The organism is Thioclava sp. ES.031 (assembly GCF_002563775.1).
In the GTDB taxonomy this organism is placed as follows: Bacteria; Pseudomonadota; Alphaproteobacteria; order Rhodobacterales; family Rhodobacteraceae; genus Thioclava.
Window position 1 is genome coordinate 2,465,745 of sequence record NZ_PDJO01000001.1, and the last position, 11,756, is coordinate 2,477,500.

Annotated in this window: 9 protein-coding genes, 1 tRNA gene and 2 rRNA genes (1 of these 12 only partly in view); 6 read left to right on the forward strand and 6 right to left on the reverse strand. The window is 54.6% G+C overall.

Going from position 1 to position 11,756, the window contains the following annotated elements; genetic code table 11:
* Window positions 1-203 precede the first annotated feature (203 nt).
* The 6 genes from AXZ77_RS11735 (at window position 204) to AXZ77_RS19380 (ending at window position 5,490) form a co-directional block, all read left to right on the forward strand.
* On the forward strand, window positions 204-1,391 hold the full coding sequence (locus AXZ77_RS11735; RefSeq protein WP_098412531.1) for a site-specific integrase: 1,188 nt from the start codon (window positions 204-206) through the stop codon (window positions 1,389-1,391).
* A gap of 138 nt (window positions 1,392-1,529) precedes the next feature.
* Window positions 1,530-2,366: a hypothetical protein gene (locus tag AXZ77_RS11740; protein ID WP_098411293.1), complete on the forward strand. Its 837-nt coding sequence runs from the start codon at window positions 1,530-1,532 to the stop codon at window positions 2,364-2,366.
* 102 nt (window positions 2,367-2,468) lie between these two features.
* Window positions 2,469-2,708, forward strand: coding sequence for an AlpA family transcriptional regulator (locus tag AXZ77_RS11745; protein WP_176536033.1), 240 nt, complete (start codon window positions 2,469-2,471; stop codon window positions 2,706-2,708).
* 315 nt (window positions 2,709-3,023) lie between these two features.
* Complete coding sequence (locus tag AXZ77_RS11750) at window positions 3,024-4,175, forward strand: hypothetical protein (RefSeq protein ID WP_098411294.1); 1,152 nt, start codon at window positions 3,024-3,026, stop codon at window positions 4,173-4,175.
* A 130-nt stretch (window positions 4,176-4,305) separates the two neighbouring features.
* Complete coding sequence (locus tag AXZ77_RS19375; protein ID WP_141536267.1) at window positions 4,306-4,716, forward strand: hypothetical protein; 411 nt, start codon at window positions 4,306-4,308, stop codon at window positions 4,714-4,716.
* Between the two features lie 207 nt (window positions 4,717-4,923).
* A complete protein-coding gene (locus AXZ77_RS19380) occupies window positions 4,924-5,490 on the forward strand; it encodes a hypothetical protein (RefSeq protein ID WP_141536268.1) in 567 nt (188 codons plus the stop codon).
* A 1,490-nt stretch (window positions 5,491-6,980) separates the two neighbouring features.
* On the opposite strand, the gene AXZ77_RS19385 is transcribed toward AXZ77_RS19380, so the two are convergent.
* The 6 genes from AXZ77_RS19385 to AXZ77_RS11780 form a co-directional block, all read right to left on the reverse strand.
* The gene (locus AXZ77_RS19385; RefSeq protein ID WP_141536269.1) at window positions 6,981-8,261 is read right to left on the reverse strand and encodes an LA2681 family HEPN domain-containing protein; all 1,281 of its coding nucleotides are present in this window, start codon (window positions 8,259-8,261) and stop codon (window positions 6,981-6,983) included.
* A gap of 117 nt (window positions 8,262-8,378) precedes the next feature.
* Window positions 8,379-8,537 (reverse strand): hypothetical protein, encoded by a 159-nt coding sequence (locus tag AXZ77_RS19600; RefSeq protein WP_176536034.1) that lies wholly within the window; start codon window positions 8,535-8,537, stop codon window positions 8,379-8,381.
* Window positions 8,538-8,999: 462 nt separating this feature from the next.
* Window positions 9,000-9,248, reverse strand: a complete 249-nt coding sequence (locus AXZ77_RS11765; protein ID WP_098411297.1) for a ParB N-terminal domain-containing protein — start codon at window positions 9,246-9,248, stop codon at window positions 9,000-9,002.
* Window positions 9,249-9,488: 240 nt separating this feature from the next.
* Window positions 9,489-9,565 (reverse strand) — tRNA-Met (locus AXZ77_RS11770).
* A gap of 194 nt (window positions 9,566-9,759) precedes the next feature.
* Window positions 9,760-9,874 (reverse strand): 5S ribosomal RNA (gene rrf / locus AXZ77_RS11775).
* Window positions 9,875-9,958: 84 nt separating this feature from the next.
* Window positions 9,959-11,756 (reverse strand): 23S ribosomal RNA (locus tag AXZ77_RS11780); it runs 1,034 nt beyond the window's last position.

Here is an 11,756-nt window from a genome sequence, read left to right on the forward strand (position 1 = left end):
TGAACCTACGACCTTCAGGTTATGAGTTGGCCTCGGGCCTTTTCGACGGTCTACTCCGCAACGCGACGATCTACCCTATCTTATTGACTGCGCTTGATTTTCCTTGATCCGCCTTGCGCCGCAGCTCTACCCCTTACCCCAGAATTCGAGCACGGCTGCTTCCACAGTGCTTCCACGGAAGCAGCCCGGAGAAGGGGATGACCATGCCGAAACTGACCAAGCGGGCCGTTGATGCGTTGCTGCCCAGAGAGAGCGATTACTTTGTCTGGGATACCGAAATTAAAGGCTTCGGCCTTCGGGTGCTGCGCTCGGGCGCCAAGACCTACCAAGCGCAGTATCGTAAAGGTGGCCGCACGCGCCGCGTTTCGCTCGGGCGGCACGGGAACATCACCGCAGATCAGGCACGCCTTAAGGCGCGCGAGGTTATGGGGCTCGTGGCGAAGGGCGACAACCCTGCCGAGAAAATCTCCCAGCACCGCCGCGCACCGACCGTGGCGGCGCTCTGCGACCGCTTCATGGCGGCCCATGTGGAAGAACGCTGCAAACCCCGCACCCAGAAGGAATACAAGCGGGCGCTGGAGCTCTTCATCAAGCCCGCTCTTGGCGCCTTCAAGGTGGTGGACGTGGAGAGGAAGGACATTTCCGAGCTGCATCACAAGTTCCGCCATATTCCCTATCAGGCGAACCGGACGCTGGGCGTGCTGTCCAAGATGTTCAATCTGGCCGAGGTCTGGGGGCTGCGCCCCGACGGCTCCAATCCGTGCCGCCATGTCCCGAAGTACCGAGAGCAGAAACGCGAACGTTACCTGACCGGTGCGGAGCTGCAGCGGCTGGGCTCCACACTGAGCACCGTGGAGGCCGAAGGCTCGGAGACGCCTTACATAGTCGCCGCATTCCGGCTCTTGCTCCTTACCGGCTGTAGGCTGAACGAAATCCAGACCCTCAAGTGGGAGTACATTACGCCTCGCGGCATTGAGCTGCCCGACAGCAAAACCGGCGCCCGGCGTATCCCCTTGCCCGATGTGGCGCGCGACGTACTGACCGCCCTGCCCCGTGTGCCGGGCAACCCTTACGTTATCGTCGGGAAGGTCGAGGGGCGCTACGCTACCGATTTCCAGCACCCGTGGCGGCGTATCCGAGACCGAGCGGGTCTTCCAGATGTGCGCATTCACGACCTGAGGCACACCTATGCGTCCAACGCAGTGTCCTCCGGCATGCCGATCCAAATGGTCGGGCGGCTGCTCGGGCACACCCAGCTGCAGACCACGATGCGTTATGCCCACCTCGCCGATGATCCCGTGAACCGGGCCGCAGAGGAGAACGCCGCCCAGCTGAGCGCGGCCATTGGCGCGCCCGCAGATCGGGGCCTTACGTTACGGGTGGTGAGCTGACTGTCGCATTCGGGAAATGGCCTACATAACGTTAGGCACCTCTGCGGGTCTAAGGATGGACATGGCACGCCCTAACGTTAGGCGGGCGAGGTAGGATCGCAGATCTAAACATAATGCACCCAAGGCGAGGCAAAAAATATGGCGCGCAAAGTTCAACCGGCATGGGGTTGGGTATCCGACATTTACGTGGGCGAGGAACATGAAATCGCTGAGCAGCGCGATCTGGATATTTTCGAAATCTACAAGATCCTCGGCCTGAGTGACGGCGCACACGTCTCTAAAGACGATGATCCAATATTCGCGATCTCGCGGGCACTCGAGGTTTATGAGAACCAAGCTCATACCGATGGAGACCCCACGACCTTTGCGGAACGCCATGCGGTCCTCAAGGAGCTGCACAAGCACGCCCACGCACTGTCAGAAACTTTCAACGAGATGGGCGAAGGGAACTTTATTGACGTCGAACACGGCATTGCCCTTGGCCTCGGACAAGAACCTTCATACGAAACCTTCGATGAAAAACCTGCTCCCAAGGAAATTGCCTTCTACAGGGAGTTTTCGACGGACCACGTTCACAAGATTGCGCAAATCCTCGAACTTGCCGTCCGTGCGTTCCCGCAACATCCCGATGCGCCCAAAAGAGGCCGACCGGTGAATGGACCTCTGGTCGAACTGATCCAAGATCTGGCGTGGATCTATGAACGCCACACACTGACCGATGCTTATGAAGGCTTCACCTACGATGCGCCGAGCAAAGAATATGACGGCGCGTTCTTCCGTTTCGCCGCTGCGGTAATCTGGAAATTCGATCCTGCAGCGGCCAAGACGAACAACGCCTTGGGCAGTCAGATACGCCGCGCACTCTCCGAAGAAATGCTCACCCGAAACTCGTTAGAGGTCCGCTATCATTTTGCTGATGAGCCCGAAGACGGAGAGCTGGCTTCAAACGCCGATGTCCCAGATTCAGACAAATGACTCCCGTTTCGGGGGACAATTCCGACATTAGGTTTGTTTGATCGAAGCCTCCTTTACGCCCTAGCTTGCCTCAAGCGCATTGAAGGAACGGAGGCAAATGCGATGCAGGAGATACGGGATCAACATGCAGGAAATCCTGACCACCTCGACAAGCTGATCGATGAAAAACAGGCGGCCGACTACCTTTGTCAAAGCGTGCGTACGCTGCAGAAATGGCGGCTGACCGGTTTCGGGCCGCAGTTCTACAAGCCGGGCCGCTCGGTACGTTACCGGCGTCGCGATCTGGCAGCATGGATCGAAGCACGGCGCCGGGCCAGTACCAGCCAAGGCGCCACCATATGAGTTTTGCCCGCGTTGGGGTTGGCAGCACCGCGCGGGATTTTGGGGCCGGATGGCTCTTCAGGCGCGAGGTCTCAGGGTCTCGCGCCTTTTCCCTGCCGCTTTCGCGCCCCTGAACATGCTGGGCGCAACCTCTCCACCCATTCCTGCCGGGCGCCCGCGCCCGGCCCCAAAAGAAAAGCTGCCCCGCCGGAGGCACATCTAAGGGCGCAATGCGCCCGCCCAGCCCGCGAAGCGGGCCTCGAAAACGGCGGAGCGGCAAGGAGGGGGGACTTGTAACACCCCCCTCCACAAATACGAAGGCGAAGGTCAGAGCAAATGAACGCAGAAATCCTGCATCGTGGGTTCGATGGGCTGAAGTTTACGATCACCACCGACATTCCCCCGGAGCTGCGCGAAGCGTTGGTCGCAGCGAAAGCCGAAGCGGTCCGCACCAACGCTGGTTCCATCATCGAGCGCGACGGAATTGCCCTAGCGGTCCGACGCAGCGGCGGAATGGCATTCTCTGCCCATACTGGGGAGTACGGGGCAGAGTGGTACTTCCTCGACCCAGAGAACCGCCCCAAGAACAATCCCGGCGTCACTGTCGACTTCCGGGCTTTCCTGCTCGCTACGGGTGGGTTGGAGGCCGCACAGCAGCATTTCGAACACTGTATGGCCGCGCTCGGCATCCCCTATGCGGAAACGCAATTGCGGGTGTCACGGGTAGATTTCGCGATTGATATTCTCGCACCTTGGTTTGAGCCGGAGCGCGAGGCGCTGGTGGCGCCTCAGGGCACGCGCGTCACCACTTGGACCGGCGTGGACGAAACCGAGACACATGGCACAGGTCCGCGCGTCATGGGCCTGCGCGCCGGTGCCGTCGCTAACCGCCAACTCGTGATTTACGACAAGCGCGCGGAAGTCATCGCCAAGGGCAAAGCGGGGTGGCTCACAATCTGGAACCGTAACCGCACCGCTGCTGGGCGCCCTCCCCTCGACTTGGCCGATCCGGACCAGAGTCGAGCGTGGCGCTTCGAGATGCGCCTTGGCTCCAAGCAGCTGCGGAATCGCTGGGAGATACGCAGCTGGGCTGATCTTGATGCGATGGTCGGCGACGCCTTTACGGACGCCTACCAGCGCATTCGCTACTGTATCGTCAGCGCCGACCGGAACCGCTCGCGCTGGCCTCTCCACGAGCTCTGGGAGGCTGTCACTGCAGCTGCAGGTCAAGGCTTGGAAGAGCAGCGCTCTGGCGTGTTCGCGAGTGACGTGAAGGAGGCAAACCGAGAAGAGCACAAGCGAATGCTGGACGGGCAGCTACTCGGCCTTCTTGTTTCACGGGCAGCCGCTGAGGGCGTCACCGATGCGGAGACCTTCTTCACCTTCGCAAAGCAGCGCCTTGCTACCATGCGAGACGAGACGCGCGAGCACCCAGTACCAATGGACGAGCGGTTGGCAAAAGCGGCTTCGCGGTATCGGTTTCGGTAGGGTCGCCTTGAAATCCACCCGTGCGTCATCCCGATTGCGGGAGCCTGAAGCGCAGAAAACGGAGATTGCAGAATCGCGGCGTTCTTAGCGCTGAACAATGCAAACGGGCCTTGACCGGACATTTGCCAGATTGGTCATCACTGCGGCGGAGCTTCACCATAGCGGCCATTCGCGCATCACGCAGCATCTCTGTCCCTCGAATGACAGCAGAGCGGACCTTCCTGCCGTTCGCCGCACGCGCTCAGTTTATACTGCGCCGGCACGGTCGTCCGGGAGGAAGGGCGGGAAGCAGCCGTTCGCTGCGCTTCTGCCGAATGTCGGCTTTCTGCTGTTTTTCAGCCTCGCAGCTGGAAGGGCGGAGAGCAGTGCAACACGTTTTGCGATACATGAGCGAAATTTTTTGTTGATGCATGAATGCTGTCAATTAAGCTTGAATTCGGCAATATTTACTGATCATCAAGGGCATTGCTCAGAGGATTTAGGTGGTGAAGAGAAGATTCATTTCGAATTCAGCCTCGATCGCTTGGAAGAAGCATCGTGAAGAGTTTGTTCCTTGGGCTGTTGGTTTGCGTCTTTACTTAGCATTCATGAGGCAGGCTGAGCCATCAAGGTTTACCAACAGGATACTGGCTTTTCTATTGCTGTGGCCGCTAGTTTTTATTTTTAGAATGATATATATTATAAGAAAGATGGTAAAATATCAAAACACGGAAGAGGCTGATTTGCTTCTTGAAAGTAGGAGTTTACTGTGAGCGATGCATCAAGCTTGAAGAATGATTCCGCTTCTCTAAACAGGTCAGAAATTACATTTCATCGAGTGGTGATCGCGTTCTGGTTCGGAAGTCTCGTGTTTCATTCAGTGGGATTTCATTTGTTGCCGATATCAATCGTAGATTTATTTTCTGGTTTTGGTTTTTTTAATGACGTTTTGCTTCTCCGTGAAGCTCCCGGCATGCGTAATGTCGCCGATTCATATGCGGGGCATATGATTATTTCACTTCTTTACATGCTTGTTGCAATTTTTCTATTCTTAGTCGCCTCCATGCGAGAAATTTTGATTAGATCTCGGATTGTCACAGGCAGAGATCGACTTTCCGCCAAGTTCTTTCTTTTCTCCGGTTTTGCGGTAGTGTTGGGGGCGTATTTCATGCTTTCCGACGCTCATTCGAGCTTCGCTAATTCTGATCGCAGGTTCCGCGGAATGCCCCTTTGGTGGGTGATGCTAATTACGACATGTATGTGGTCTGCCTTGCCTTCTGTCTTGTTCGTTGCGATTAGAAAGCCGAAGTTGGTTTTGGAAAGCATGAATGTATAGGGATTTGATGTGCATGATTTATTTTACCCCGTGATGAATTCCTGGCAGTCGTTTGCTGTTCTTAATTTTATGAGTAAGTTTTATGACTTTTACTAGGCGGCAAATGTTTTCATGCGATACAAGATGTGGGCATATTGACGTGCCGTTCGCTACTTGGGGATAACGAGAATAGTAGCGCTGTCAGTGCGCGGAGGAATAATTCGGAAATGGGGAGGGTGGCTTGCTTAAGAGATACTTGAGATGGTGGTATGAGACATGGTATCTGGAAATGTTTACTGCAAAAAGATTTATGCAAAGCCTGTTGATTTCTATTCTTGGCTTGGTGGTCTGCTTTTTTATTTTCGCAGAATTCATAAATTGAACACTGAATCGTCAGCGTCGAAGTTGGGGCCGAGCAAACGCTGCTCTAAGCCTGAATGTCGGCTTAGGCGTGGAAGCAACGACGCACTTGGTTAAGCCCTTCAGCCCCGACCCACCATAGGGTCAAAAATGCGGTTTTAGCCCAGAACCACAATCAGGTGGGGGTTGGCGCCTGTGTCAGCAGGCGATTGTTGAACGCGATCGTCAATTTTCGCCCCCAAGCCCATGCACCCATATAAAATATAAAGCATGGTGACTTGAGGTTTAACTTGATTACACCCGCGCCAGCGAAGCTCTCGCTGTGCCGTATTTCTTCAATCTCGTCACGCGAAAGATGGATTCCGAATGGAAGGATGCTGATACCTTCTTCGTCAATCCTAACCTCTTTGAAGCCTAGTGCAACAACGACACAAGACCACAAGAAATACGACCCAAGCACGAGCAAGAAACTCATCTTGGCCGTCGAATAAATCGAGTTTTGATCATGCGAAAATAGATTATAAGCGCTGAGGGAAACCCCAAGAAGGCATATGATCCCAACCGAAAACACCGCCTTTCGAAACCGCAGACGATACTGATACACACCCGCACAATTTTTTAAAAATGCCTCAACATCTTCGCTCTGCTTCGTTGGGGAGCCCAAGATAAGTCCAATCTTCGCATTTACGGTTTTGAATCGTTGTGGCACTGGATTATGGCGACAGTGTGAACAGCAACTCCGTCCGCACTGCAGACCTCCCCCCCCCTGCGAAGATGCTGCGCGATGCACGAATGACTGTTTTGGTGAAGCTGCATCGCGGCAAAGGCGTCAATGATGAACGGCAGCTCCGAGCCGAATGCGCCGGACGCCTCCGCGCTGCAAGTGCGAAGTCTCCTAAGAACAACACGGTCAGTTTGGGCTCGAAGCCGACTTGCGGCGGTGCAGCACGCGATACTTGACCGTAATGGCACCTGAGGGGGTCCCCAGATGACCGCTCTCAGCCCAAAGCGGACCCACGGCTCCAGACGCGAATTTGTGATAGCTGACCTTCGCCGTGAGGGTCGTGAACTGGTAAGATGCGGGACGAAGCGGGCTTTCGCTGCACTTGCGCTAATGACAGATTCGGATGCGAAACTTCACCAACAAACTATTACCGACCTCTAATGTAGTCATGGTCAGGAACTGTTGATGATATAATAATACCCCCCTTATCAGTACGGCTCGCCTCTTCGGCAAAGTTGATTGTATCTACAAAATAAAACAGCGCCGCTCTTGCCAGCTTAAGTGAATCCAGAGTTAGGCATTCAAACCTTTGAAGATGCATATGGTCCACTGCCGACGATAAAGACGAATAGTTGTTGGGAAACATATCATCATGAAGAACTGTAAAGCGGTGCGTTGAGCTATTTCTGTAGCTCTTATGTGCCTCCATAAAGCCGACTCCTCGGCTATCATCTTTCGAAATGTCATGGTAAATATTATAGAGTGCAATTAAACCCGGGTTTCCCAATCTGAAAGAGGCTGCGATCTCTTCGTTCAAACTGAATACTCCACCCTTTCCTGTCCTGCCCCAGACACGGGAAAAGCTAGCTTCATGTGCCTTCTTCACTCCTAGATAGCACGCCAAAGCAACCGCAATCTTATCCAAGATATCGAAAGCAATGCGTTGTGCGCTTGTCAGAGCAGAAAAGCGGACACCGTACACGGCATAGTCCAAAGTATCTGCGTGAGGGGTTGTTTCAAAGAACGGCGTGTCAATATCGAACTCTCGTACATCAAAATATACCTGTCGAGCGAAAGCGAAGTCAGATTTCATCACGTTAATCATAGAGAAAATCTCAGGGACCCTGTGCCCGTCTGATACTTTCGCATGTATGGATGGAACAGTCAGGAAATCAAAGCGGCCGGATAAATACTCTTCAGCGCTGCAATGGAGCGATAACGCCAATCCATTCGCGTCTACGAATTTGAAATATTGATTATCGATTATTTGTTCAGGGCCAGGTTTGATGTTAGCTGCGTCCTCAACAGCTTTCCTAACAGTTGGCAACGCGTCTATCCCCGAAAACTCCACCACGGTGTCATAGTTAGATGAAACCACGTCGGAAAGCTGTCGAACGCGCTCAAGAAGAGTATCGACATGAGAGTAAGTTTGATAGACTTCTGACTTACGATAAAATAGCCTCGCGAGACCCATCAAGTGTCGCATCTCCTGATATGCAGCGACGCCGTTACGCGGCAAGATTTTCAGCGCTTTCTGAAAGCAATCAAGAGCTTCTACCCAACGAGAAGTGCTCAGAAGAAGAATTCCAATATTGGTCAATGCTTGTGACCTAAGTTCATGAGAAGCCGTGCTATCGCGCATGACCGATCCAAAATGAACTCTCGCACGGAAGCGATCTTCAAACGCTTGACCAGCAATTGGAGACATTGGGCCGTGTCCAAGGCGTGAGCGGACTTGAAGCCCATTTGCCAAATTATAGAAGAGAGCAGAATCGGGCTTGGCGGTCTTTACGAGCTCATCAAAGAGCTCGACACCTCTACTGACCTATGCAAAGTCATTCATAGCGTCGCCGCAATCGACGAGCACGACGGCGGCTGCAACTTTTTCCTCCGGACTGCTGCCCAGCTCGCTCAAGAAGGAAATTGCAGCTTGAGGGTCTTCACTTCTCAGTTTGTAGAGCTGATCGATTTTTTCAAAAGACATATTGCTTCCTCAAAGCTGCGCTTAGCCTCTTCTGTCTGCCGTGCATCAGTATGGGGGACGGTAGTGCATCGTTCTACTTCACAAGCAGACATTATTTGCATTGCAGCATTTTAGCAAAGTCGGGCTCACTGCCGTCGTTCGCCGCCGCTACGCGAAGGTCCGCTGTCGGGAAACCGGCCAAACTTTGCAAAACCCGCTTTCTGCGCACAGCCGACCTTGGTGCGCAGCGCAACATTTGGGTTTCGGCCCGCTAGGGCTTGAATGGCCGCTTTTATGCCTGTCTTGCAGAGAACTATTCGCGGCGCAGCTAACGGCAACTCCCCGCCCTTCAGGGCAGCATCCATGCCTGGCACCACTTTCAGGAGGCCGGAAGTGTGACCGCATTGCCAAGCCACCCGGGGCTGCCTCGATGTCGTGTCCGGCCACGCCCGCGCCTCCAGCCAGTAGCTTTGACTGCAGCGCTTAGTGTAGGCGGGCATGGACGAGGTAGCCGTCAACCGTTTCCTCGCCAAGCGCCTTCAGCGCCTCGAGCCGATGGAGGCCCTCGATCAGCACAAAGTTCTCCCCGTCCGCGCGGACCCTGATCGGAGTAAGTTGGCCGTGTTCGAGAATGTTCTCGGCCAGTGCGGTCATCTTTGCAGTGTCGAGCGTCTTGGCACGCTTGACAGGCACGCGGACGCGATTGATGGGGAAGACGGTTTTCTGAAGCATACGGCGACCTTCGGCAGGAAAGGAAAGAGGCACGGTAGCAGGATGCGTCCAGATCACAAAGCGAAGCGCGTCGCTCGCCCTGTATCGCTGTGCCACCGCCGCGCACTATTGGCCGAGTTGCTTCATGGCCACACTCGCCAAACGCGCTCTGCTGCTTCCACAGCGCTTCCACGGGGCTTAGCACGACGCAGAACACCGCCCGAAGGCGGCGTTTAACGTATTGATCTAACTTCATGATTTTGGTTGCGGGAGTAGGATTTGAACCTACGACCTTCAGGTTATGAGCCTGACGAGCTACCGGGCTGCTCCATCCCGCGTCCGTTGAGCGTTTGCCTTTTTGTCAGGTTATGAGCCTGACGAGGCGATCGCGTTAGGCAAACTCTCGCGGAGAGTTTGTAGCGATTGCGGGGTGCTCCATCCCGCGTCCGTTCCCGAGGGCTTTTTGTGTTTGCGATCGGGATTTTGTTTGTCATCGTTGTTTGAGAGATGATTTTTCATCGCTTCTTTCTAGGTTTGGCGGTGACCTACTCTCCCACGTCTTAAGACGCAGTACCATTGGCGCGACGGCACTTAACGGCCGGGTTCGGAATGGAGCCGGGTGTTTTGCTCGTGCTATGACCACCAAACCGAGGAAGAAGCGATGATTTCAAGTCAAGTTGCTATGCAGCTTTTGATTATGATCGGAGCCAGAGGTCTGGCTTCTACCGGATCAAATCAAGCCAATCGGGCAATTAGTACTGGTCAACTGAACGCGTTGCCGCGCTTACATCTCCAGCCTATCGACGTGGTGGTCTTCCACGGCCCTCAAGGGATACCTAGTTTTGAAGGGGGCTTCCCGCTTAGATGCTTTCAGCGGTTATCCTGTCCGGACATAGCTACCCAGCACTACCGTTGGCACGATAACTGGTCCACCAGTGGTCCGTTCACCCCGGTCCTCTCGTACTAGGGGCAACTCTTCTCAAGTATCCTACACCCACGGCAGATAGGGACCGAACTGTCTCACGACGTTCTAAACCCAGCTCACGTACCTCTTTAAACGGCGAACAGCCGTACCCTTGGGACCTGCTCCAGCCCCAGGATGAGATGAGCCGACATCGAGGTGCCAAACGATGCCGTCGATATGGACTCTTGGGCATCATCAGCCTGTTATCCCCAGAGTACCTTTTATCCGTTGAGCGATGGCCCTTCCACTCGGGACCACCGGATCACTATGGCCGACTTTCGTCTCTGCTCGACTTGTCAGTCTTGCAGTCAGGCTGGCTTCTGCCATTGCACTCAACGACCGATTTCCGACCGGTCTGAGCCAACCTTCGCGCGCCTCCGTTACACTTTGGGAGGCGACCGCCCCAGTCAAACTACCCACCACGCAGGGTCCCGGATCCCGATAAGGGACCGCGGTTAGACATCAAGCAGGCGAAGGGTGGTATCTCAAGGATGGCTCCACGAAGACTGGCGTCCCCGTTTCAAAGCCTACCACCTATCCTGCACATCACATGCCTGATGCCAGTGCGAAGCTATAGTAAAGGTTCATGGGGTCTTTCCGTCTAACCGCGGGTAGTGTGCATCTTGACACACAGTTCAATTTCGCTGAGTCCACGTTTGAGACAGCGGGGAGATCGTTACGCCATTCGTGCAGGTCGGAACTTACCCGACAAGGAATTTCGCTACCTTAGGACCGTTATAGTTACGGCCGCCGTTTACCGGGGCTTCAATTCGGAGCTTGCACTCCTCCTTTTAACCTTCCGGCACCGGGCAGGCGTCAGACTGTATACGTCGCCTTACGGCTTCGCACAGCCCTGTGTTTTAAGTAAACAGTCGCCACCCCCTAGTTTGTGCCCCCCACCCTCACTTGCGTGAGAATGGGGCCTCCTTCTCGCGAACTTACGGAGGCATTTTGCCGAGTTCCTTAAACGTGGTTCTCTCAAGCGCCTTGGTATTCTCTACCAGTCCACCTGTGTCGGTTTCGGGTACGGTCCGATAGTGGGGCTATTTCCAGGAACTGCTAAGCGGCCCACACAATCCGATAAGTGTGAACAACCCTCGCAATCCGTCACCACCACATGGCCCAGGAATATTAACCTGGTTCCCATCGACTACGCCTTTCGGCCTCGCCTTAGGGGCCGGCTTACCCTGCTCAGATTAGCTTTAAGCAGGAACCCTTGGACTTTCGGCGACAGGGTCTCTCACCCTGTTTGTCGCTACTCATGTCAACATTCTCACTTCTGATCACTCCACCGGATGCCTTACAGCCCGGCTTCACAGTCAGAACATTGCCTCCAATACTCCCGAAGGAGATAAGGAGGCAGCGTTCTATATCACAGAACGCTCCGCTACCACGCACATCACTGTGCATCCAAAGCTTCGGCTCATGGCTTGAGCCCCGTTACATCTTCGCCGCAAGACCTCTTGACTAGACCAGTGAGCTGTTACGCTATCTTTAAAGGATGGCTGCTTCTAAGCCAACCTCCTGGTTGTTTTGGAAGTCTCACATGCTTTCCCACTTAGCCA